Below are 24,309 nucleotides of genomic sequence, written 5' to 3'. Positions count from 1 at the left end.
ACACAAGCCTCCAAACATTATTTTTTCAACCGGGCATTCGCCTCGTTATAAATTTTTTCTATTTCCAGTGCACCTTTGCTGACTAACTGCTTGGCAAAGTCTTCATATTCGTTCAATGAGCGCGTACCCATAATAAATTTATCCATTTCCTGCTCAACCGACGTATCCACTTGCGTTCTCAACTGTTTTAATTTATCCGTTTCTTCCTTTGTAAATGGCGGATCCAATAATGGATTTTGGAAATAGCCTTTGCTATCCTGATCCATCAGCTTGCTCCATTTTTCCAACTCAGGAGGGGAAATAGCAACAAGAGGTTTTTCGTCGACATACGTAGCGAAGGCCAGTAATCCAGTACCCACTGCGGACTGCATGGCATGGAACGGATCCGCTTTGGATAAATGGGCTTTCAGGACACTGTCCTGCACGACAGGATTCCCGTTCTCCAGCTTGTATTGCTCTCCTTCAATGCCGTAGTTGGTTACCTTCACGCCATCATCGCTGTACATCCAATCCATAAACTTGATGACTTCCTTCGGATCCTTCACCTTGGAGCTCACCGCATACAGGTGCCACCAGTCTTTTGCGTACTCGTAATTGCGGGTTTGACCTTTCGAGTTTTTCATAATGCGAAGCTGCTCGAATTTTGCCTGCGGATCTTTGGCCTGAAGCGTCTTGGTAAACCCAAGCGCGAACGTATTGTTGTCGTAATAAAAGAGCGATTTGCCGGTACTCAGCTTCTCCTGCCATGTCTGCTGGGTATTGATGGCATAATCCGGATCTAGCAACTTCTCCTTATATAGCTTGTTGAAATAAGTGAGCACCGGCTTGAAGTCCTCCGAATGCGCCGGGCCATACACATATTGGCCGCCGTTGATATCCGGGTCGAAGTAAATCGTATAACCGGAGCCCAGCGCATAAGCCATATACGGAAGGAAATTCTTAATACCGTTACGGAAAGTTAGCGGATACGAATCCGGATAGGCTTCCTTGAATTTCTTCAAAACCTGGTACAGCTCGTCAAATGTAGTCGGTGCCTGCAAATTTAGTTTTTTCATAATATCGTCCCGTACCAGCGGGAGCTGCCCGTAACGAACCTTCCATTGCCCCATTACCGGGAACCCGTACAGCTTTCCATCTACCATCAATTTCTTGATTTCTGGGTTTTGGTCCATCACCTTCTTGAAATTGGGAGCACTGTCCAGATAGTCGGTTACGGCAAGGAACATTCCAGCCTTCTGCATCGGAACGGCGTCCGGCAAGTTAGCTTTAGCGATTCTTACAATGTCCGGGATATTGTTGGTGGCCAGCATCGTTTTCAATTTCTCCGAATAGTTCGTGTCGGGCGTACCTTGCAGTTCAATCTTGACATTGGTCTTTTTGTTAATTTCCTGAATAGCTGGCGAATCTAGGACAAGGGGCTGACTTGCGGCGTCCGGCAGCGCAACCTTCAACGTCATCGGTTTGTCCAGGAGTTTGCCGCCTGTGCTCTTCGAATCTGCAGTCGACTGGCTTGTAGCATCCGGTTGTTTCGTCTCAGCTGCGGGCTGTGAAGTACTGCAGCCGAGCAATGCTGCGGAGGTCAATGCCAAGGTGGAAATCAAAGAAATAACCTGTTTCTTTTTATTTGCCATTTCATTCGCTCCATTCATTAGTTTAATTAATTTGCTGCCTTTAACCCTTTAAAGCCCCCACCATAACTCCCTTGACAAAATACTTCTGAATGAACGGATAAATGGCCAAAATCGGCGTAATTGTGATGATGATGACAGCGTACTTAATCGTTTCCGCAGTGACCATTCCCCCAACCTCTGAGCCGCTGGCCGCCATACTCTGGTTCCCCATCTGCCCGGCGACAACGATTTTACGCATGATGATTTGTATGGGAAACAGCTTCTGATCATCCAAATAAATCATAGAAGGGAAAAAACTGTTCCAATGCCAAACCGCATAAAACATCGTCATAGTTGCCAAGACTGGAACAGAAAGCGGAAGTACAATGCGTAAAAATATAGTCAAATCGTTCGCGCCATCCATGAGAGCGGATTCATTAATTTCCTTGGGAATTCCCGAAAAAAAGGTCCGCATCATAATCATATACCATACGTTAATGGCCGGAGGCAGCAGAATGGCCCAGATCGAGTTCAGCAGTCCCAAATTATGGACTACCAAATAATTTGGGATAATCCCACCGTGAAAAAACATAGTCAACACGATAAGCACGGTAAACAATGTTTTTCCGGGAACATTACTCCGGGATAACGGATAGGCGCATAAAGCCGTCATTGCAAGATTGATAGCTGTACCTAATGTGGTATACAAGAAGGTATTGGCATACGAGCGGACGATCGTCGGGTCATCCAAAATGGTTTTATAGGCTTCCCAGTTGAAGCCGGACGGAAAAAACTTCACCTCCCCCCTAGCCACACTAAACCCGTCGCTTACCGAGATGATCGCCATGTAATAAATGGGATACAACGTCACCAGCATGAGTATGAGCATAAAGAACATATTGAATCCGTCAAATACCAAGGGTGCGATCCCTTTGTTTCTCCTCATAGGGGTCACTCTCATTTCTACCATAGGCTGGTTTCGCTTACTTTTCTCGATATATAATTCGCTGTAACTACAAAACACAATACAATGATGGACTGAAAAAATTCGACTGCCGTCGCGAAGCTGAAATCGCTTCCAAGAAGACCTCTGCGATAAACAAATGTAGAGATGACATCCGCCGTCTCATACGTCGGTCCGGTATAAAGCAGCAATATTTTTTCATAACCGATGCTCATTATGTTGCCTAGATTAAGCAGAAACATGATCGTAATGACCGGCGCTATTCCCGGAATCGTCACATGGAATACTTGCTTCCAGCGGTTGGCTCCATCCATCGTAGCAGCCTCGTATAACTGAGGGTCTATAGCAGTCAGCGCCGCCAAGTAGATGATGGCTCCCCAACCGAGTCCCTGCCAAATTTCCGAGCTGACATAGATCGTTCTAAACCACTCAGGCCTGAGCAGGAATTGAATCTTCTCAAATCCGAGTCCCCCCAGAATACGGTTGATCAACCCGTCGTTGGTCAGAAAGTTGACGAGCATTCCGCAAATTACGACGGTGGAAAGAAAGTGTGGCAAATAACTAACCGTTTGTACAATTTTTTTGAATTTCTGTAGTTTGAGTTCATTTAATAGAAGTGCTAAAACAATTGGAGCCGGAAAAAAGAAAATAATTAAATATAAATTCATCAAAAGGGTATTGCGCACTAGCTTCCAGAAATAAGGGTCCGACAAAAACTCCTGGAAGTATTTTGTTCCCACCCAATCGCTTTTCCAGACGCCTTGAAACACGTTGTAATCCTTAAAGGCGATCAAGAGTCCGAATAGAGGACCATATTTAAAAAGCGCAAAGTACAGCATGGGCAGGATCATCATTAGATAAAGATATTTGTTTTGACGGATCAGCCTGATACGAATACCTCCTTTCGTTTTGAGTTGATCTAGTTGTATCACGATTTCAGTCGAATCAAAACATCCAATCCTCGCCACTTGTTTCATTTAGCCATCTAACACACCATGTACCACTACGCCAACACACTGTATCAGTTTTCCGCATGGCTCCTTACGTTCTTCTTGCTTTTCTGAACTCATTGGGAGTAATACCTTCATACTTCTTGAACAAACGGATGAAGGTCGTCCTGCTGTAGATTCCGACCCGCTCCGAAATTTCACTGATGTTCATATTCGTGCTCCCGAGTATCTCTTTCGCCTTATTGATGCGCGTAATGCTGATGTAATCCGTAAGGTTCGTGTCCGTCTTATCCTTAAACACCTTGGAAATGTATTTCGAAGAAACCCCCATATGTTCGGCAATTTTCTCAAGATAGAGATCTTGATGATAATGGCTTTGGATATACTGAACGATCGTACTAACCAGCTGTTCGGATTTATTCGAAGTACTGCTCTTTACTTTGGCGGGGTCAGGAAGCTCGGCGATTAGAAAATCCGGCTTTCGATCAGCGGCTTCCAGCACAGCTGCCGAATCGGCATATGATTTAGGAATGCCTTCAAGACCAAAGTAACCATTGCCAAGGCCGATATGAATGCTGCAATACCTGGAATCATGCTGGAATGCTCCGATAATGCCGCGCAGCGCTCTCCTGAAATCATTCATTCCTTCCGTCTCATCCGCATTGACCAGACACACATAAACGTTTTGTTTCGATTCGAACACATAAACCGGCAAATACTTCCCAACTAGACTTTCAATTATTTTTTTCATCTTGTTCATGATCATCAGCCGCTCGACGTCTTGAATTTCATTATAAAATTCGGTCTTATAGGAGAAGTTGATCGTACAGCAAATGAAGTAATCCTTCTTGAAAGACAGATCGTCCCGTACGATTTTGTCGAGCTCCTGATCGCTGACAGGCTTGCTCCCCGTCATGACATGCAGCAGCATATGATCGATATATTCTAAGGACATGCTGTCGAGCTTTTTTTTGAAGGAATTGTTTTTTTCAATGATTTGATGTATCCCCATTCCGATCCGATCCAGTTCTGTTTCCCGCTTGCCGTTTGGCGACATCCATGAAGTCGACGGCTCATTCCCCTCGTTAAGTACAATATCTTGAATTTTTTTAATTGGATTATAGAGGTTAAAGGCGAAAACAAAGGACAGAATGCATCCGGCAATGATTAGAAGCAAGCAAACCGACACAAACATCGTGAATAGATTCGTAGTCTGTGCCGTAAATTCGGCGATGGGAGTGAGCGAATAATATTTCCACCCATATACGCCCGATACAATATGCGAGACAAAATACGGTTTTCCCTTAATTGTCACTTCCCCGCTGTTTAGCTGCTCCTTCGTGATTACGGGGCTCGACTCTTCGTTGCTGCTTCCGATACTGTTCCAAACGAGATGATCATTGCTGTCCAAAAGCAGAAAACGTGTCGTGGAAAACATGGCATTTTCTCGAATCGCCGTGGAAATCCTCTCCACAGAAATCGTCAAAACCAGATTAGCCTGATGGCCGTTCACCATATTTGAATACACAAAAGGAATCGCGTTTTTTTCAAACGATTGATTAAAGACTACCTTGGACGGATTGAGCAGCTCCAAATAGGTGTCCCTATTGTTTCGGCTTCTCCAAAATGTGGTGTCATACAAATCAAACCGATAAATGCCGTTGAAAAAATAATTGAAATCCTCCACGCCGTCCTTCGTATATACTTTTTGGTCATCCACATAAACAAACAAGTTATCGATTAAGTCTCCGATATCGCCGGAGATCCGTGAGATCGTGTAAGAGATATTAGGCAGCTTTACTTTGTCGGATGTGCTGTACATATCGAACGGAAGCAAGAGCGACATGATGTTTTTATCGTAAAAAAAGCTTACGCTCGACCGCTGGGCCGTCTGCAAATAAATATCGATAAAGTCCGCGGACGATTGTAAATTCGCCTCTATTTTATGCTTGAAATCGTCCTTCGCCTTATTGCTGAAATTGATAAATACAAATGAGCCAATGACCAGAATCGGTAATAGAAGGGACAAGAAATAGAGCAAAATCCTCAGAAACAATTTATTTCTTAGAGGAAAGTACGTGCTGAAATTGATCATGTTCATCCCTGGAGAAGCCCCTCTCTATTAAAGCGGTTATATTACTGCTTTTTTCCACTACAATGTTGAAGCTTCCCTCTCTCCTTAAAAGTGCAAAAAAGACAGGCCCATATACTATAAATGTACGTGGCTGTCTTTTCGCATCATCCACCTACCAGGTGAGAGTTCTACATATTTCTTATGAAATTACCATTCGCCGAACACTTCGACCTAGCAATTCCTGCGCAATCTCAGTATAAGCATCTCGTGAAAGAAATGAACATCACCAAATTGCTGTATCATGAACCATTTTAGCCCTACTGGGAATGTTCCATTTCTCCGCCTATGTTTCATATTTCTCCCAAAATAAATAACCTTATTGAAAAACTTGCATCCAATTCCGCCAATCTTCCATTGTCTAATAAATTATTGTTGCAGCTCTTCCTACATAAAAAAAATTAATAGCCCTACGATTTATCTCGTAAGGCCGATCTTTGTTACTAATATTGTGCGTCTCAATTAACTAACCTACCATCCCGAAACCGCACAACCCTCATTGCCTGCTCCGCAACCTGCCGATCATGCGTAATCACAAAAACCGTCCTTCCCTGCTCATTCAACTGCCTAAATATATCCATAATCTCCACACCTGACTTCGAGTCCAATGCTCCCGTTGGTTCATCCGTCAAAATAATCTGAGGATCGCCAGCCAAAGTGCGTGCTATAGCAACACGCTGTTGCTGCTGGGAAAAAGTTGGGGAAATCGCAGGTTATAACAAACCATTCAACCAATCATAGGCCACTTGCCCGGAGATTTCATGACCCCCGTCGAACAGATCCAGCTCAAGCCGATCTCTAACCTCCAGCAGGGAATAAACCGTACTGAGCGATTCGTAAGCTTTTAGAGTACCGTGTTCAGGAAAAATGCGGTCGTCTTTACCGGCTTCGATAAGTAAAGGACGCGGCGCGATCAGGCTGAGTACGTCTGGCATCTCCGCCGCTAAGGACAGTCCCGGCACATAATTGTCGATACAATGACGGACCGAGAAAAGACTGGCCTGAAACGTGTTCGCGAACCCGCTGACGACAACCGCTGAAATCCGCTCGTCAACGGCGGCCGTATACGAGCAGACTAATCCGCCGCCTGAAATGCCCATACAGCCGATCCTCTTCGCATCGACATCGTCACGAGTCAGCAGATAGTCCACACAACGCATGGTTTCAAACACACGGTAAGATGCCATCGTTTTCCCGACCGCCAGTAAAAAGCTGGAAATCTGGTTGCACGAGTTCGGGTCATTTTTGTCCTCCGTCAACCTCCGGTCTCCAAATCCGAACAGTTCTGGCGCTGCAACGAGAAACCCTTTTTTCACCAGCTCGACGGCAAAATTGTTCTGGTAGCCAGCTTCCCCCGTTTTGTCGGACCCGTCGGGGTTCAGCCCAACGATATCCCTGCTGCCATAACCGTGACCGTGCAAGGCAATGACAGCCCGCCGCTTCCGATCGGCATGCTTGGGGATAAGCAAATACACTGGCATAAAGAGCCGCTCGAACGTCTGGATTTGGATCCGTTGTCTCGTGTATTCTCCGCAATCCACCGATTCCAATAGTTCAGGGGACAGCGCTGGAGACTGCTCCGGGAAACCGCCTAAAAGTGTGACAAAATGATCCCTAAATTCGTTACGCCACTGCTGCCAATCGGCCCTCGACTGTCCTTTAAAGCTGTGGGAAGGTTGAATGCCATCGTATACTTGCTTCAAAAAATTGTCCGGATTCCACATCATTTTCACCTCTCCAGCTAATCTTCCCCGAAAAAGACAAGCGCTACGTCAAGCTCGCCTCGATGCTTCAGCTTTGTGGACAAGGTGGCCTGCAGCAGCGGTGTGCGATCGTATTGTAAGCTCTTCATTTCGATGCGACCGTCCGTAATCGTCATATAATGTGCTTCCTTACATGGATCGTCAGGTCTTCGATACGAAACACTTCCCGGATTCATCCAGAGCTCGTGATTGTCCAGGTAATGGATGGCTCTCCGATGCGTATGACCAAAAATCATTCGCTTCTGCTGCATGTTCCTGATCGGCTCCTCGGTCTGTTTTTCCCAGAAGCTGTGATACTGATGGAGACTGGGGATGGTCTCGTAATTGTTGTACATATGATGCATGCTGTACCCGATGGAATCCATCGTGAAAGCCAAGGAATAAGGCAGCTTTTCCAAAAATTCGATTTCCGTCTCGCTGAGCTTCTGCGCGTTGTCATGCGCCCAGGTTCGCTCCTCATCCGGGACATTCCACAATTGATCTTGATTTCGATATAAGGCAGCTACACGCTCATCATGATTCCCTTTTACACATAAAGCTCTGTGCTCCCTGACCCACTCCAGCACTTCCTTGGGATAAGGTCCATAATCGACTAAATCACCTGCACAATAAATGACCTCGCTGTCATTCTCTTGTTTCCAAATGGCTTCTAAAGCATAAATATTAGCGTGAATATCGGAAATAATCAGTGCCTTCAATGACGGGCCTCCTCACACCAATTGCACGATTCGAACACAGCCTTCATAACCTGGCTTTGTTACATATTGCTTTAGTTCTCCAGATACGCATTCTTCGTGGTCGAAGTGCACATGCCCGCTGAAAATGCCATGCAGCGATTTGGCCGCATTGGACTTAATCAAATCATAAAACGCTTGAGTAGAAGCATCCGTGTCACGCACTTGCCATTTCACCTTATTTGGTTCGCTCCAGCCTGGCGCCGCCATCAGAATAGGTGCTTGCCATTTCGCAATGCTTTTTCCCACCAATTCGGGAACGTAGACTGGAATATGCATGAACAGAAGGCAAGGAACCGGTGAGGCCAGCAGTTCTTTGAGTGTGCTTAGCTGCTCGGCATCGATCTGGTAATTACTGTTGTCAACCGCAATGAATCGCATGCCTGCAATGTCTTTCACCTGCACAGCGGGATGACCATGCGAGAACGGCATAAAGCTGGGGTAGAACTGTGAGCGTGTCTGTTCATTCCACGGCCAATGCGGAAAATGCCAGTCATGATTTCCCATCGTATACAAATAGGGAGCCCTCAGGTTCTTTAGGCCGTCGGCCAGTGCCTCTAGATTGGCTGCACTTGGAAAGTGAATAATATCGCCTGTGAAGACGACGGCATCCACATTGCGCTGATTAGCGAGCTGCACAATGTGATCCAGATAAATTTTACGTGAAACAGGATAGGGTGAATCCTTCGGAAGATACTGATCGAACAAATTGTGGTACTCATCCACATATTGCAATGCTTCTGGATCACGCTCATCCGCCTCAGTCAAATGGAGATCCGTCACATGAAGCACGGTAATCGCCTGGTTCAACCCATTGACGCCTACGACAGTTTCAGTTAGATGCAGAATGTTATTCATCGATTTTGAAGGACAATTCACAGCCAGATTCGGTTTCATACCGGTTTGTTACGGGATTGAATACTTGCAGATTCATCGTTTTTTCATGCCCATTATAATTCACCACTCGGATGCGGCCCTCCCCTCCATTTTCCTTGCTCTGCCAGTTTTGAAAGCATTGGATCACCGTGTTCCCATGTATCCCTTGATCGGTCCGGTGACTTAGATTTCCATCCACATGATGACCGGAGAAAACCGCCGTAACGTTCTTATGATGGCGCAATACCTTCTGCCACATATCTTCCCCGTCGTTGGCATCCGGTATCGCTGCGTATATTTTAGGATTATGGTTGTCGCCGGGCTTTGTTCGCTCTCCATGCATATACATGTAAGAATGGGTAATAATGATGGCCTTCCGCTCCTCATGCTGTCTTAACAGTTGTCCTGCCCATTCCATCACACAATCTCTCGGACCAAACTCCAATATGAGGATGATGAATGGGACGCCTTCTGCATCGAACAAAGCGTACGTGTTCTCGGCCTTCCCTTCCTCGAACACACCGCCGAACCACGGTTTATGCTGAAACCGGTGAACGCCGACATACTTATTGAACATGCTCAAGCTTCTGCTGGGATCGACAGGAAGGCTAGCCAGCGAGGAAATACGCATATCGTAATCATGATTTCCCGGCGCGATGAGCAGCGGAATATCGGCATCATAAATCAATTGCAATGCTTGAACTGCATTCTCATACTCATATTCATATTCATATTCAGCGCCTCGATCGACTAGATCTCCCAAATGCAAGACAAACTTGATGTTCCGCTCGTTCGCATGGTCAACGATGCACCTTGTCATGGTGGTAAAAACCTCCGGATACGACTTCGCTAATGATTGGGTATCTGGAATAATGATAAAGCTAAATTCTTCTTTCGCTGCCATGCAGCAATGCACCTCCTTTTCAATAATGCGCAAACAATTCATCCATCGAATCAACGATGATATCCGGTTTGGGGGCATTAAGGTCACTCTCGGACAAAGAATGGTTCATCCCTGCCCCGCGAATCCAGATGGTCCTCATCTTGGCTCGACGACCACCTTCAATATCCGTGTACAGGTTATCTCCCACCATGATGCATTGTTGTCATTCGACCTCGTAATGCAGCATCGTTACCCTTGCAACTGATCATCACGGAATGCTTAATGAAAATTCAACGACAGAATTTAGTTTCATCGTTCATGACTCGGAAATGACATATCCCTCATTAACCATTCAGTATGAAAAAGGAACAAATCGCGAAGTTATCTTGACTTCCGAACGCTAACAAATTTTATTATCATCAACCATGAAGAACCTTACCATTTATCGTAAGGTTCTTCATGGTTACTATTCATATCAACAATATCTACCTCAATGAACCAACCTACCATCCCGAAACCTGACAATCCTCTTAGCCTGCTCCGCAACCTGCCGATCATGCGTAATCACAAAATTGTCCTACCCTGCTCATTCAAACGCCTAAAAATATCCATAATCTCCGCGCCTGTCTTCGAATCCAGCGCCCCCGTCGGCTCATCCGCCAAAATAATCGGCGGATCGCCTGCCAACGTACGTGCAATCGCAACACGTTGCTGCTGTCCGCCAGATAGCTCGGAAGGAAAGTGTTTCCTGCGATCCAGCAAATCAACCGCTTCCAACGCCTGCAACACCAACGGTTCTCGCTGTTTTCTCGACAAGCCACGATAGATCAACGGTAACTCCACATTCTCATAGGCACTTAATCTCGGCAGCAGGTTAAAGCTCTGAAAAACAAACCCGATCTTCCGATTCCTAATCTCGGCCAGTTGTGAATCTTTCAGCGAGTGAATCTGCTTCCCATCAAGCGTGTAGACCCCTTCATCCGAAAGATCTAAACACCCGATAATGTTCATTAACGTAGACTTCCCTGATCCTGAAGGCCCCATAATTGCGATAAATTCACCTTGCGCAATATCCAGCGAAATGTCATCCAAGGCCCGAATCGTTTCTCCGCCCATATAGTAAAATTTACTCACATGTTCCATTTGGATTAAGGCTGTCATTGTCTTCGCCCCCCATTATTTGAAGCCAAATAAATGAAGAATACGATGTTCCAACCTGATACACTATGTGATCTTTACTTACCTCTTAGCCTTATAAAACTCATGATACAGCTTCATGAGTGCCCTTTTTTCTATCCGTGAAACGTAGCTCCTTGAAATCCCCAATTCCTTCGCAATCTCCCGCTGCGTCCGTTCTTCTCCCCCAAGCTCCAACCCAAACCGACCAACAACAACTTCCTTCTCCCGGTCATCCAAAATCTCTAAGTTCCGATAGATTTTGCTCTTCTCGATCTTCAACTGCACCGCATCAACCACATCGTCCGCTTCGCTACCGAGGATGTCGATGAGCGTAATCTCGTTCCCCTCTTTGTCCGTTCCAATGGGATCATGCAGAGACACATCTTTACGTGTTTTCATCAAAGAACGAAGATGCATCAGGATCTCATTTTCGATACAACGTGCCGCAAAAGTCGCCAGCTTTGTCCCTTTGTTAGGGGAGAATGATTCGATGGCTTTGATCAGACCGATCGTCCCTATCGATATCAAATCTTCCAAATCTTCTCCTGTATTGTCGAATATTTTGAGGTTGTGAACACGAAGCAACGTAATTTTTCAAATTCCCTGTTGAGATCCGGCTCTCACTAACCTCGATTCCAAACTATTTCAGAGGTGTTTGGCCAAAAAAAACCGGCACAGGATAACCTAACCCTGTCCGGTTTTTGAGAATATGCATATGACTTATTCCACTGACCGCTTTTCCGCATTAAGGCCTCGGATGGACAGCACGCTGTCATTCCCGGCACCTTTCCAGATAGCCGTAACTGTGCGGCTCTCCCCAGGCAGCAGATGGAATCCGCTATGGCTAATATAGACTGAGCCATTGGCATCCAGGGATCGTTCATCATCAATTCGTACAAGCAAGGCTGCACACTCTCCCCGGTTTGTAACGATGATGCTCCAATTTGGACCATTGCATTCCGATTGAATATCCAGCACCGTGCGCGGGAGTTCCAGCATTGGCTGAAGATTTTCCGTCATGGTGAACAGATAACGGTTGGAGGCAATTACGATACCCGACATCATCTTGAGCTGAAGTGTAAGAAAAAATAGATTTCCGGTAATCTCAGGTAATTGACTGCTGATATCTCCGAAACTTTCCGCTTGATTAGCTCCCACATTTATCGTGCGGCTGCCGCTTGCAAAACTGTTGCCGTTAGGTCCTTCCATCGACCAATGAAGCTCCGCCTCTGTGTAATTCTGGGTATCGCCGTTTGTCACCCACAATTCCGCCTCAAAATTCAATTCGTCAGCCCAAGCCTGCTTCGCGAATTTTGCTGTTATGGAAACTGTGTTGTACGCTTGGGCCGAGGCATAATACAAATGCTTCGGGCGACCGAAGTAATCAACGGCCGATGTGCATGCTGCCATGGGATAAGGTTCGTTGAACATCCACGGCAAAACGCCACTGTTGCGGAATTTCCGAGCACGATTCCTCTCTATGGCGTAACGCACACCCTCCGCCTGCAAGAATTGGGTCGCTTCAATGGCCGTTTCAAGATCGGGAAGCTCACCGAAGATTTCACGCCATTGCTTCTCCTGCACCCACCAGGAGCCTAGGTGATACCACACTGGGTTTTGCAGTGTAACTGGCCAGCGGTTTTCTGGCTTCAGCGTCGCCTCCAGCGCTTTCAGGTTAGTGAGGCCGTCCGCGCCGAATTCGCTGTGTAATAAATTGGCTCCTGCATTGAACAGCGTATATTGTGCAGTCAAGCCCTCATGGTGCCACGGACCATGTACATCGTGCAGGTCGTCCGGCCGGTTCCGACTCATATTGATACCGTTGAACGGCAGCGGACCGGAAGGTGAGCAAGGCAGCCATAAGCGGTCTGGATCGAGTCGCTTGACGGTCGCTTTGAGCGCTGCAAGTACGGGTTCCTCTCCGTTCAAGGGCAGTTTATCCAACGACTCCAGTTCATTCCCCCCACACCACAGCACTAGTGACGGATGGTTTCGCTTAAGGGGTATGAAGCTTTCCGCTTCCTGTACGACTCGGCTGATGAACGACTCGTCCTCTTGCGGCTTGCTGTTAAAAGCGGAGCTTGTCAGGTTAAACTCCTGCCAAACCATGATCCCATACCGATTGCATAGGTTATAGAACGCATCAGTCTCAATCAGGCCCACGCCATTGACCCGAATTAGATTCACGTTCGCTTCCTTGGCGAGCGTGAGCAAATGCTCGAGCTTTTCCAAGCGCTCTACACCGTAAAGGACATCCAACGGCACCCAATTGTAGCCTTTGACATATACCTTACGTCCGTTCAAGGTAAAGGTGTACGGCAGTGCGGTCGGATGAGATGTTTCGTTAGGCGAGAACTCCACCTGCCGGATGCCGAATGTCATCTCTTTGCAATATAGCGCGTTGTTCGAGCCGGCTTCCTTTACAGCAACGGACAGCTGGTATATTGGCTGAGCACCTTCCCCATTCGGCCACCAAAGCGCTGGATTTTCAATGGGCAGCTTGACCTCGAGCCTCGTTACTCCTTCCGTTAACGTCTGAGCGGAGCAAGTTAAGATGGCGACCCCACTACCGTTAAGTTCGATCGTCAGATCGACATCGGCCGAGATATGTTCTTTGGAAGAAAGCTCGATAAATACCGAAACCTCCGCACGACTATAATCCGCGTTCAGTTGCGGCTGGATGTAAACATCCTCGACCCTTACTGGTCCGGTAAATTCAATGTAGACCTCCTGCCAAATCCCTAGATGAACCATACGGGGCGTAAAATCCCACCAATAATTCATTCTCGTTTTCGTATGCCCGACTTTAGACGTTCGCCCCATCTGGGATTCGGAAGGAGGAGCTGGGTCAAGGACCACGGTCAACACGTTATCCGACCCGTATCGAAGAAGCGAAGCTATTTCGAAAACCGCTGGTGCAAACATGGCTTCATGGACGCCGAGCAGCGTGCCGTTTAGGAAGATATGCGCCCTGTAATCAATGCCCTCGAGGCAAAGGCGTGCACAACTTTCCTCGTTGCCTGCGTCAACAAAAAACGTCTTGCGGTATACCCAAGAGCGTTGCGGAATCCACTCCAGCAAAAGGCTGTTTTGTTCAAAATAAGGATCGGGCACTGTCCCATTGTCCCAAAGGTCTTCGTGAATGCTCCCTGGAACCGTTGCAGAATGCCACGGCCGCGGATCTGTCGGCTCGTCACTTTCTACTTGTTTGGTTCGCCATGCCTCGTCAATGAAATCCAATATTTTCCAATCATTGCCATTTAAATCGAGCTTGCTATTCATATCTGATCCACCTTTACTGTTGGCGTTATTTATACGATATATCGATTCATTTCACCGTTTGATTCCAAATAATCGATGACAGTCCGCTTCGTTTTCAAATCGATCAACAACGTACAGGAGTGGCTATCCGTGTGCCAGGAAAGATGAACTTCATCTTTAGCCGATTCTAGCACGTTAAAATCTCCATGAAAGGCGGGATATTCATTTCTGAATCTGATCAGCTTTAACAATCGTTGAACAACGTTCTTTTGTAAAGAAGCTTCAATTTCTTGCATGGTGTAGTTGTGACGGTTCATGGCACGATTTTCCCCCGTTGCTTTGACCGCCTCATAATCATTTTCTCCTGCCAATAATCCAACATAATAGACTTGCGGGATACCTGGAGCAAAAAATTGAATCGCCCTAGAGGCGATATAAGCGTCATCATCTCGACCCAGTACCGAATAGTAGGTGCCGCCGATTTGGTGAACATCAAATCCGCCCTCGCCTTTGTGCTCATCGGAAACGATCAGGCTAAGTGTTGAGCCTCTTTCTACGCATAGATCGACTACGTTTCTTGCAGATTTCGTATCGACGAAATCAGCCAAATCAGGCAATACAGGAATTCCATCATGGCAATCCAACATCGTAAATTGTTTGCTCGGACGTACCTTCAAATATTCGCAGAGCTTCTCGCTAGAGTTGTTCAGCATCGTCTCCAGAATCGTATACGGCAAAATAAAATCATAGATCCAGTAACCGCGTTCAGCCAGTTTATTTTGGATGGTGTAATGGGCATGCACTTCTGGCAGCAGCTCGATGCCTTGGGAATCGGCCATGTCCTTAATCCAATCAAGGAAATCGTAGATTTCAGGCTCTACGAAGAAACAGCTGGTTCCTAGCTTCTTGATAACAAAGCCGACCGCATCCAGTCTCACCGTCTTCACATTATTCTGGGAGAAGTTGGCGAAGAAATCCGTTAGAAGCTGTTTAACCTTCTCCGATTTAATATCGAGGTCAATCTGCTCGGAAGGATCTTCCCTGCCGAATGTTGTCCATACCGTTTCCTCGGTACCCGTTTCTTCAATTTGAAAAGTAGAATAAGGTCTCGGTCTTCGCAAGAAAATCTTATCGACATCTTCTGTGACAGGCTTTCCGTCCTCCCAGACCTTATCTAACGTAATAAACAGATCTGCATATTCGGAATTGCGTCCATGCTTCAAAAAATCCTGAAAATACTTTGATTTCCTGGAAATATGGTTAACCATTAAGTCGACAAGCACGTCATAATGTTGACCTATCGCCTTTATATCCTCCCAAGTACCAAACGAAGGCTCAATTTCCAAATATGTTAACGGTGCAAAGCCCCTATCCCCCGACGAAGGAAACGGAGGCAATATATGAATGCCGCCTTTAAAAATATCTGAGAAATAAGTGTGCAACACCTGATGAAGGGACTTTAAATCTCCGCCAAGGGAGTCTGGGTACGTAATCAGCTGAACTTGATTCTTCTGTGGCATCGTAGTCCTCCTAAAGTTGAGATATGGTTGATTGATTGTTTAGCGTTTATTCCTGGCGTGTTGGCTTATCCACATGTCGTATTCTAGCAGCATTGGACGGAGGTGAGAGAAGCCATTCTCGAAAATAGACGCATATTCATCGTGATTAACGGGATCGGGCACATAGCTCTGAGTCCTTCCTGTTGGAACAGCACGCATCGCCTCTTCAAAGGAAGGATACACGCCCGCAACGACCCCAGCCGTTAACGCTGCTCCGAGCAGCGTCGCTTCCGGCAAATCGGGATGATGCAGTTCGATACCGGAAACATCTGCTTTGATTTGCAGCCAGTGTTTGTTTTTGGCCCCGCCACCAACAACAACCAATTTGTTGATTGATTCTCCGCTAATTCTCTCTGCCTCCCGTCGAAGCCATTCCATCTGAAAGGCATTTCCTTCCAGAATGGCTTTGAACATGTCACCGCGATGATGGCGCGCAGTAAGTCCAATCCAAGCTGCTTGTGCCATGGCATTCGCATCTGGTGCACCGCATCCAGATAAATAAGGGTAGAAGAGGATCCCTGTTGGGTTTGCTGGAACCCGATCGAGCAAGCTCAGAATATCCGAATAGGATAAATCTCCTGTATCGAGGAGGTCTCTCAACCATTCAACTGAGCCTCCTGACGCAGAGTGACCTCCCATCCAAAACATCTGACCCGACAGTGGGTGTCGTCCAAATGCAAGTCCCGATTGGAAATCGTTCTTTCCGAGCGCTCTAGCTCCAAAGCTGCCTACTAACGTTTCGGCGGTCCCCATGGAATTATACACATTGCGTTGTTCGGGTTGACCTATCGTCAGCGAAGCACATACATGATCATGCCCTGCGAGACAAACCGTCGTCTCCGACCCTAAACCGAACCGATGACCAACATCTGGAAGAACAGTGCCAACAGCGGTACCCGTTGCAACTATCGGAGGGAAATGACTTTCTTTTAATCCGAAATGCCGAATCAACGGCAAGTTCCACTCCTGCTTATCCATCCGATAGACGAATGTTCGAGCAGCAAGCGTTTCTTCTTCCGCAAATTTTCCAGTCAGCAAGTAGGCGACATAGGAGGAAACGGACAGCCAGACGCTGCCGTTCAATGCTTCCGGCTCTGTTTCTTGCAGCCAAAGCAGCTTAGACAATCCTTGTTTGAACGATGGCTGCAGTCCACTTTGACAAAACTGCTCATATGCGTCGATCTCCTGCTTAATTCGTTTCTCCTGAGGGAGTGAGCACGATTCAAACCACGGAATAATCTTCGTTCGGGCCTTACCTGTTTGACGATCTACTAACAGCCCGCTTTCAGCCATACTCGTGATGCCAACGGAGCGAATGGAAGCAACTCCTGCCGTGGATGCAACCTCTTGGATCAGCAATACAACGGTACTCCACAATTCCTGCGGGTCATAATACACATAACCTTGTTGATGCTGCTGCTTCTGGTTCACTCGAATGGCTGTAGTGAGCAGAGAGCCCTTCTCATCCGCAATGCCTGCTTTGATATTCGTCGTTCCGATATCTAGAGCTAAAAACACGATAGCCAACTCCTCCTAGTCACGTTCATCCCTTCTCCTCCTTATAGGCACGTAAAATGGATTCGCTGTTCGTCTCGATATCCAGTTGAGTCTGCAACGGATACGTATGGCGATAGGGCTGCTCGTTATCCAGCCAACGTCGTAAGCTTTCTGGATCTTTATCGAGCGATTGCCCGCTAATCGCCCGTAGCTGCTGAAGTGCTTGCTTCGCCAGAAGCGATCGGCCATCACTTACGTATTGGATCAACACTTCATATCCAAGCCTGCTTCCACACCGGGCAAGAGCCCTGCCAATGACCAGTTCCAGCATCGCTCTTCTTTCCAAAAAATAGTCGGATTGAGGAGCGCTTGTGCTCATCTGAGCTTGCAAATATGGAATCCGGTGCAATTGTTCCAATAGAGGAATGGCATCGCGATCACCCAGTCTTTCCGCACCTTGACTTACCGCATCTACATAGTAGTAGAGACCTAACCAGGTATCTCTAAAGTCTTCTTCACTAGGCTGCATCAGCCGAACGACCCGCTCCCATACGGCAATTGCTCGTGAATCCTGCGTTTGTGCAAGGGAATATAACAAGTAAACGACATCTGGCATCGCGCCGTGATCTGGCGGCAGTTGGACATACATCATATCCGCCGTCCGACGCGGAAGCTCAGTATCCTGCAGCTCTTCCATGATCCTTGCGACCAGTACCGGAACAGCCGCATTACTTCCAAGCATAGCTAATGCTTGCGCCAGTCGGAGCTCCCGCATCCCTGTTGCGTGCTCCATCGCCTCTATCAGGTAAGGAACGATTCTTTGTCCAAGCGAGCATATTTCTACGAAAGGGATGCGCTCTCTGTAGATTTCATTCATACGCATATTGGCATATTCATAGAGCGGTTGGTCCGATTCTATTTGTTCTACCAAAAGCTTAAGCTCCTCATTTGTGTATTTAATAGGCGTAAGTTGTCTTGTTCTAACCGCTTCAGGCAAAATTCCTTCACGAATTAAGCGATCTTGCAGCTCATTAATCTCAATACCCCGTGGTGGAACACCTGTTCGAACAGCGAATGCCGCGGCAAGCGCTGCTACGCCTCCTAAGTTTTCCAAATCAGACTGCATCCGAATAGCAGGAAGTGCATCATGCGTAGCAGAAATAGCTTTCCCCGCGACTAATAAGCCTTCAATCCCTTTTGGCAGCAGCAAGCGATACGGGATTTCAATTTCTAAATTAGGTGGTATAAGTCCAATGTTTATCCAATCTGCTCCGCTGACCCCTTTTACATCATGATTGCTAAAATGAATATTAATCACATCGGGCCAACTGCGTTGCAGAAGCTGATCGGATAACTGCATCACGGCTTCGCCTACAATATGCCGGCTTTCCCGTGTGGCTACATAAATACCATGGTCATGCAATTGCGGGTCGCCTCTCCTGCGTCCAGCCATGATCGCACGCGTGTAATCCACAATATCCGAGACATCTACCATACTTGTAAAATTGTTCTGAATCTTGTCGGGTTTACTATATTGCGCGAGGGAGTACCACATCACGGTATGGTCTTTCGCAGAGCCGTACACAAATTCTGCACCTGCAAAAGCAGCCACATCGCCATCGCCTGTCGCATCAATCACGACATCGGCGTAGATCGCAACAGGTCCCCAACGAGTAGCGACCAGAACACCGCATACGCGGTTCTTATCCATTAACGCTGCATACGTGAAGGCATTGAACAGCAGATCGACATGATGACTTATTGCTTCCTGCTGCAGCGCGAACATTTTGGCTTCAATGTTCCATTTATGGCCCTTGTAGCCGATGCCTTGCTGCGCAGTTATTACAGCATCATGTATGCGAGCAGCGAAGCCTTCCCTTCGACCAAACCAATAGCTGTCTACCCCGCCAAAGGTCCCTGTTCCACCCAGCCCGGGATTCATATCGACGAGCATCGTGCTTACGCCTTCGCCTCCCGCTGTGATCGATGCGCAAGCACCGCTTGAACCACCGCCGACAACGAGGACATCGACTTTTTTCAATGTGGGGACATCCGTTTTAACACTTTTGCTTGCGTTAAGTAGTCCAACGTGATGCTCGAAAGAACTCTCTTCAGGCCCATCAAGTAAAAGGGCAGCTAGCTGCATACCCGCTATAGTTGCTTGAGTCGGATCTAGACTTTGAATCTGCTCGACGAAATGAGACTGCGAGTTCGCCTCCGCTCCTCGATGAAGAGGCACAGGTCCGTAAAGCTCAAAGGATGACGAGCACAAAGTAGCTTTACGGAAAGCTGGAACGTGCTGTACCAGATAGGCAGTCAATTCCATACCCCGCACACGAGCTTCCAGTTCGCGTTCACCAGCTGCTTTGAGCTGGTTCTCACTCGCCAAAACCATCCAATATTCCACGTAATAATGCTGCCCATCCCGATAGCCATGTACCAAGTTCACTATGTCATCAAGCAGTCCCAGACTACTTGGAACCTTGAGTTCATCCGCTTGTTCATCTTCCTCTGGCCAAGTTACGCCAGTAAACTCTAGCGTTCTTGCAAACGCTGCCGTTTTTCCATAAGCAAAAGAATCAACAGGATGACCAGTCAGTTGTGAGACTACATTCGTTTCCGTCATATCGATTAAACGCTTACAGAGAATCACTTGGCTGCCCGTTTTATTCGCAATCACGAGCCCTTCCAGCTCGTTACTTTGATGATTTGTAACAGTAGCAACTGGAAGTGAAGCATAAAGGAGTGCAATATCGTGCGCGATCAGCTTATCTTCCAGTGCAAGCTTCAACCGGTCAGGATGCAGCGGCAGATACGTCTTGTCAGCTGCAAACGTTTCTTCACCAGCTTGCGCTATGACAAATTGAATAAGCTCAGGACGATTCAAGCTACCACTCGCAGAAAGATCAAGCCACGGACGAAGAGGGGCGGTTAGTTCCCGCCCCAAATACGTACGTGGCTCGATGATCATGACCCGTTGTCCGGCTTTCGCCAATTCCACCGCGCAGGCGATGCCAGCAAAAGACCCGCCAACGATGACAACATCTTTATCTTCCAGAACAGGAGTATCTGCTTCCCAATGGGTCATCTTTTCCATGTCATCTCACCTCATTTATACTCGGCTTTGTTTATTCCGAAACTGTAAGAACAACCTGAAGCTTTTCTTCCAGATTAGGAATATCAACTTCATACAAATGTTTACTTACCAATGCGGCAGGAACTGTCTTGCCATTTACATTCACGGCTACTTCGCTGCCAGAGGACATGAAACGGAATTTCCCGCCTTCTTTCAGTTGAAGGGACACGGTAGAACCTTCTGACTTCACATGGCTGACTGCATCCACAGCGACATATTTATCAGTCAAACCAATTGGTGTTGCAGCACCCGCAACTGGAATCAATAAGTAAAGCGCACATTGTGCTGGCTGAAGCACGAAGTTATGCTGTTCATTCTTACGCATGAGCTTCATCTCGCCTGAGAAATGCTCGTAAAGTACGAACTGCTCGCCTTTTAATCCCGGTACGTCCGAAGGACTTACTGTACCTGTGATCTCGTCTTTGAACTTACCGATGTGGAAAGCAGCTACAACACCTGATTCTCGTGCCGTGTTCCATAGTTTTAAAGGCACTTTGTCCTTCGTCGGATTTAGGAATAAGCAGTCTGCCGTAGGGCTAGGCGTTTGCTCACAGCGAATAATACTTCCGTTCTCATATATAAGCGGCCATATTTTAGAAGGATCGGTGTTGCCAGGCGCATCGCTGAAATAAACAGGTCCACCGCTGACCGAGCGAAGTACCGCATTTTGAATATCATCATGATTCTTCGTCCAGTACATATCCCAATCGCCATAATAGAACGCGCCGTGATAGTAGGAGTTATAGGCATTTTGCAAAGCATGCTCTGCAAATCCAAATTCATCTTGAGGAACGAAATCATCGCTGTTGCGAGAAACTGAAGATTTCGGACGGTGCCACATATTTTCAGCCGCCATCCCCATACAGTTAATGATCGTGTTGTTAAAATGTAAGGATGCCGATGCTTCCAATGCCTGATGAGCCGCAGCCGCCGCTTCACCGATCGACCATTCATGCTTCGTGAAATTCAAGACAGCGCTTTGGCTGTCCACTTTGACAAAATCGACGCCTTGACGCTCCAAGAAAGCATGCCACGCATGCCAAAAGCCAAAGCCGCGTCCCGCGTCCGGATAAGGAATTAAGCTCCCTTTCGCATTGCTATAGAGATAGTCGCTATATTGCTTCGCGATTGGCGAATCTGGATGAATACCACCCCAATAACCAGCAATCGTATGCCAAACGCCAACCCAACGAATGCCGTGCTGATCTTTCAGCTTGCGAACCGTTTCGCCAAGCCCTTGCGGGAACTTTTCCCCATCCGCTTGGAAATTGGATAGCTTCTTATCAATCGTTTGTGACCAACCATCATCGATCATCACCCATTGCACAGGCAGTCCAGCTGCCTGAAGCTCTTCCGCTTTGATCAGCAAACCTTCCTCATTGACTTGATGATAGAACGCATCCCAACTGCACCAGCCAAGGGAATCCAGAATTTCAGGATACGCTTTCTGCGCACGAGGCAGTGTCGGGTAATCAAGGGCATGTAGTGCTGTGTCAACTTGATTTTCCATTAACTGATAAGGATCTGTACCTGTGCCTAGGACAAAAGAAAGTGCCTGACATTTGGTTCTTCCACCTTGATGAGATGAAACTCGGATTTGCAATCCTGAAGCAGCGCCACATACATCTGTACGGAATTCAGGGCCGCAAACGGGCAGCAAATGAAAATAGGAAGCTTCCTTTCCCTTACGCCACAGCAATGATTGTGTACGTTCAGGCAACGTTGACCAGTCGTGGTCAAAATGAGGTCGAGTCCACCAGTCTTTATGCTGATAGTTGGCCATTAAACCGTCTACTTGTTCCATATCCTGTGCGTGGATGATAATGCCATTCTGTGCGGCAAAACAGAGCTGTTTCCCGAAATCATTGGCATTGATCAACTCACCCTGCACCCTGGCCAGCACAACGGCATCATAAGCGCGAAACCGCAGCTGGACAACAGCCGTCTCACTCTCGTTACGAAAGATTTGATTCGTTTCTGTAAACGCACCGCGCTCATCCAATCCTGCTGTTACTTCACTCGAACTACATAGAAGCGGCAATGCTGGACCATTGTCAGGTGTCACTGTTACACCGATACAGCCAAGAACCGACTGTAAGACGTTTGAACTTATCTCATTTTCTTGTAACATAAGGGCCTCCTTCTCTAATTCTGTTGTTGTTCATATTCATGAAGTGCAACCGATAAACTGGCGGCATCTCCGACATTATCTTTTAATCCAGAAGGAACAATTCGGCAAACACCAAGTGCAATCGGTAAAGCTTCACGATGCAGCTCGGCCATAACCAGAGGGGCTAACATGGCCTCTTGGCGCTCATAGATACTGCCAATGACAATCGTATCGGGATTCAGGATATCCACCAGAATCGCCAGTCCGCGACCTAGCTGCACACTAACGGTTCGAATCACTGACATAGCTAGTTCATCTCCGGCATGGGCAGCTTCAAACACATCTTTCGCCGTCAACTCTTGTTGATCGGCCTGTAAAAGTGTCGACTCCCCGACTCGTACATCGCCTTCTACTAACTTTTGAGCTAGTCGGGCAATGCCGCCGCCACTGCAAAAGCCTTCGAATGAGCCATATTTCCCATAGCCGAGAGGTCCATCTTCCGCTAAGCGGATATGCCCGACTTCACCGGCCATATCGTTAGCCCCGCCATAGATCCGACCATTTAAGATAAGACCAGCGCCCATGCCCGTTCCAAAGGTCAAGAAAACCATATTCTCCGAACCTCGTCCGGCTCCCCATTTCCATTCCGCCAATGCACAAGCGTTAGCATCATTTTGCAAGCCGACAGGAACGCTGAAACGATCTCGAAAAGGCGTCAACACATCAATACGATCCCAACCAGGCAAGTTGGGAGGAGACAAGACCAAACCATCCTTACTGCTCAGAGGTCCTCCGCAGCTAATACCGATGGCCTGTAAAGTACCCGCATTGTTGCGCTTCAGCAATTGTTCCAACGCATCGCCAAGCTGCACTAGCGCCTCTTCGGGCGTTGCAGGCGTGGGAAAGCTTATTTTATCGATGATGTTAACCGTCTCGGAAGCCGATCTTCCAAGCACTGCTGCACATTTCGTGCCTCCGATATCAATTCCGCCTAGTAGGAGACTCATACGAAGAATGCCTCCTCCAGCATCATACAAAGCACATGATAAATGGGAAGATGGCGTTCCTGAATGTCAGGAGTCGAGCTGTACGGTACGCGAATGATCACATCGCAAAGTTCTTTCAGCCGACCGCCGCCGTCACCTGTTAAACCAATCGTCGTTACGCCCATTGATTTGGCTACTTGTACAGCGTGAACAATGTTGGCCGAGTTCCCAGAGGTACTGAAAACAACGAGGGTATCCTCTTGTCGACCGTACCCATATACTTGCTGCGCGAATACCATATTTGCTGCTACATCATTATTAAATGCCGTTGCAAATGCTGTATGGCTCACTAGCGAAATCGCTGGGAGCGCCCCCTGCAAATGATCCGCTAGGTAAGTTCCCTGCTCTTCGCCGTGAACCATCATTAGATCTCTTTGCTTCATAGGGAGTTTGCGAGGCGACATAAACCCTTTCATTAATTCACCTACCACGTGCTCACAATCCGCTGCACTTCCTCCGTTGCCGGCCAGCAGCATTTTGCCTCCCTTTTCAAACGAAAGCTTCATCGCCTCAAATGCGCCTTGAATGGATGCACGACATGGCTCTAAATCTGGGTATTTCACGAAAAGCTGCTCAAACGTTGAACTCATGCGCCAATCTCCTCCCTGCT

At 47.3% G+C, this 24,309-nt stretch carries 17 protein-coding genes and 2 pseudogenes; all 19 read right to left on the bottom strand.

Features of this window, described 5'->3' with window-relative positions; all coding sequences use genetic code 11:
* Positions 1-17: 17 nt before the first annotated feature.
* On the bottom strand, positions 18-1,631 hold the full coding sequence (locus AC58QC_RS06250; protein ID WP_497414331.1) for an extracellular solute-binding protein: 1,614 nt from the start codon (positions 1,629-1,631) through the stop codon (positions 18-20).
* Between the two features lie 40 nt (positions 1,632-1,671).
* Positions 1,672-2,556, bottom strand: coding sequence for a carbohydrate ABC transporter permease (locus tag AC58QC_RS06245; RefSeq protein WP_497414330.1), 885 nt, complete (start codon positions 2,554-2,556; stop codon positions 1,672-1,674).
* Positions 2,557-2,573: 17 nt separating this feature from the next.
* A complete protein-coding gene (locus tag AC58QC_RS06240) occupies positions 2,574-3,551 on the bottom strand; it encodes an ABC transporter permease (protein WP_497414329.1) in 978 nt (325 codons plus the stop codon).
* Positions 3,552-3,615: 64 nt separating this feature from the next.
* Positions 3,616-5,625, bottom strand: a complete 2,010-nt coding sequence (locus AC58QC_RS06235) for a helix-turn-helix domain-containing protein (protein ID WP_497414328.1) — start codon at positions 5,623-5,625, stop codon at positions 3,616-3,618.
* A 488-nt stretch (positions 5,626-6,113) separates the two neighbouring features.
* Positions 6,114-6,341 (bottom strand): annotated as a pseudogene (locus tag AC58QC_RS06230) (macrolide ABC transporter ATP-binding protein); the annotation flags it as partial.
* Positions 6,342-6,368: 27 nt separating this feature from the next.
* On the bottom strand, positions 6,369-7,382 hold the full coding sequence (locus AC58QC_RS06225; RefSeq protein WP_497414327.1) for an alpha/beta hydrolase: 1,014 nt from the start codon (positions 7,380-7,382) through the stop codon (positions 6,369-6,371).
* A 14-nt stretch (positions 7,383-7,396) separates the two neighbouring features.
* Complete coding sequence (locus tag AC58QC_RS06220; RefSeq protein WP_497414326.1) at positions 7,397-8,116, bottom strand: metallophosphoesterase family protein; 720 nt, start codon at positions 8,114-8,116, stop codon at positions 7,397-7,399.
* Positions 8,117-8,128: 12 nt separating this feature from the next.
* Positions 8,129-8,962, bottom strand: a complete 834-nt coding sequence (locus AC58QC_RS06215; RefSeq protein WP_497414325.1) for a metallophosphoesterase family protein — start codon at positions 8,960-8,962, stop codon at positions 8,129-8,131.
* A 40-nt stretch (positions 8,963-9,002) separates the two neighbouring features.
* Complete coding sequence (locus AC58QC_RS06210; RefSeq protein WP_497414324.1) at positions 9,003-9,932, bottom strand: metallophosphoesterase; 930 nt, start codon at positions 9,930-9,932, stop codon at positions 9,003-9,005.
* 19 nt (positions 9,933-9,951) lie between these two features.
* Complete coding sequence (locus tag AC58QC_RS06205; RefSeq protein WP_497414323.1) at positions 9,952-10,122, bottom strand: HAD hydrolase-like protein; 171 nt, start codon at positions 10,120-10,122, stop codon at positions 9,952-9,954.
* 279 nt (positions 10,123-10,401) lie between these two features.
* Positions 10,402-11,072, bottom strand: a pseudogene (locus AC58QC_RS06200) (ABC transporter ATP-binding protein).
* A gap of 78 nt (positions 11,073-11,150) precedes the next feature.
* Positions 11,151-11,681, bottom strand: coding sequence for an RNA polymerase sporulation sigma factor SigK (gene sigK, locus AC58QC_RS06195; RefSeq protein WP_497414677.1), 531 nt, complete (start codon positions 11,679-11,681; stop codon positions 11,151-11,153).
* A 129-nt stretch (positions 11,682-11,810) separates the two neighbouring features.
* Positions 11,811-14,372: a glycoside hydrolase family 2 protein gene (locus tag AC58QC_RS06190; protein ID WP_497414322.1), complete on the bottom strand. Its 2,562-nt coding sequence runs from the start codon at positions 14,370-14,372 to the stop codon at positions 11,811-11,813.
* 29 nt (positions 14,373-14,401) lie between these two features.
* Positions 14,402-15,871, bottom strand: a complete 1,470-nt coding sequence (gene gtfA / locus AC58QC_RS06185; protein WP_497414321.1) for a sucrose phosphorylase — start codon at positions 15,869-15,871, stop codon at positions 14,402-14,404.
* Between the two features lie 39 nt (positions 15,872-15,910).
* Positions 15,911-17,428 (bottom strand): FGGY-family carbohydrate kinase, encoded by a 1,518-nt coding sequence (locus tag AC58QC_RS06180; protein WP_497414320.1) that lies wholly within the window; start codon positions 17,426-17,428, stop codon positions 15,911-15,913.
* Positions 17,429-17,453: 25 nt separating this feature from the next.
* Positions 17,454-20,504: an FAD-dependent oxidoreductase gene (locus AC58QC_RS06175; protein ID WP_497414319.1), complete on the bottom strand. Its 3,051-nt coding sequence runs from the start codon at positions 20,502-20,504 to the stop codon at positions 17,454-17,456.
* A 31-nt stretch (positions 20,505-20,535) separates the two neighbouring features.
* Complete coding sequence (locus tag AC58QC_RS06170) at positions 20,536-22,674, bottom strand: Sip1-related alpha-galactosidase (protein ID WP_497414318.1); 2,139 nt, start codon at positions 22,672-22,674, stop codon at positions 20,536-20,538.
* 14 nt (positions 22,675-22,688) lie between these two features.
* A complete protein-coding gene (locus tag AC58QC_RS06165) occupies positions 22,689-23,660 on the bottom strand; it encodes an ROK family protein (protein WP_497414317.1) in 972 nt (323 codons plus the stop codon).
* A complete protein-coding gene (locus AC58QC_RS06160) occupies positions 23,657-24,289 on the bottom strand; it encodes a D-sedoheptulose-7-phosphate isomerase (protein ID WP_497414316.1) in 633 nt (210 codons plus the stop codon). Before AC58QC_RS06160 ends, AC58QC_RS06165 begins: the two co-directional genes overlap by 4 nt.
* Positions 24,290-24,309: the final 20 nt, after the last annotated feature.

The organism is Paenibacillus sp. J22P51, assembly GCF_059692215.1.
The sequence above is the reverse complement of the archived record's forward strand: the minus strand, read 5'-3'. Positions and strand labels throughout refer to the sequence as shown.

What these genes read in the sequence shown, in the direction of transcription:
- AC58QC_RS06205 (WP_497414323.1), bottom strand. Translation starts at nt 10,122, where the DNA reads ATGGTGGGAGATAACCTGTACACGGATATTGAAGGTGGTCGTCGAGCC.
- gtfA (WP_497414321.1), bottom strand. Translation starts at nt 15,871, where the DNA reads ATGCCACAGAAGAATCAAGTTCAGCTGATTACGTACCCAGACTCCCTT.
- AC58QC_RS06190 (WP_497414322.1), bottom strand. Translation starts at nt 14,372, where the DNA reads ATGAATAGCAAGCTCGATTTAAATGGCAATGATTGGAAAATATTGGAT.
- AC58QC_RS06225 (WP_497414327.1), bottom strand. Translation starts at nt 7,382, where the DNA reads ATGATGTGGAATCCGGACAATTTTTTGAAGCAAGTATACGATGGCATT.
- AC58QC_RS06170 (WP_497414318.1), bottom strand. Translation starts at nt 22,674, where the DNA reads ATGTTACAAGAAAATGAGATAAGTTCAAACGTCTTACAGTCGGTTCTT.
- AC58QC_RS06160 (WP_497414316.1), bottom strand. Translation starts at nt 24,289, where the DNA reads ATGAGTTCAACGTTTGAGCAGCTTTTCGTGAAATACCCAGATTTAGAG.
- AC58QC_RS06250 (WP_497414331.1), bottom strand. Translation starts at nt 1,631, where the DNA reads ATGGCAAATAAAAAGAAACAGGTTATTTCTTTGATTTCCACCTTGGCA.
- AC58QC_RS06210 (WP_497414324.1), bottom strand. Translation starts at nt 9,932, where the DNA reads ATGGCAGCGAAAGAAGAATTTAGCTTTATCATTATTCCAGATACCCAA.
- AC58QC_RS06235 (WP_497414328.1), bottom strand. Translation starts at nt 5,625, where the DNA reads ATGAACATGATCAATTTCAGCACGTACTTTCCTCTAAGAAATAAATTG.
- AC58QC_RS06175 (WP_497414319.1), bottom strand. Translation starts at nt 20,504, where the DNA reads ATGGAAAAGATGACCCATTGGGAAGCAGATACTCCTGTTCTGGAAGAT.
- AC58QC_RS06240 (WP_497414329.1), bottom strand. Translation starts at nt 3,551, where the DNA reads ATGAAACAAGTGGCGAGGATTGGATGTTTTGATTCGACTGAAATCGTG.
- AC58QC_RS06165 (WP_497414317.1), bottom strand. Translation starts at nt 23,660, where the DNA reads ATGAGTCTCCTACTAGGCGGAATTGATATCGGAGGCACGAAATGTGCA.
- AC58QC_RS06245 (WP_497414330.1), bottom strand. Translation starts at nt 2,556, where the DNA reads ATGAGGAGAAACAAAGGGATCGCACCCTTGGTATTTGACGGATTCAAT.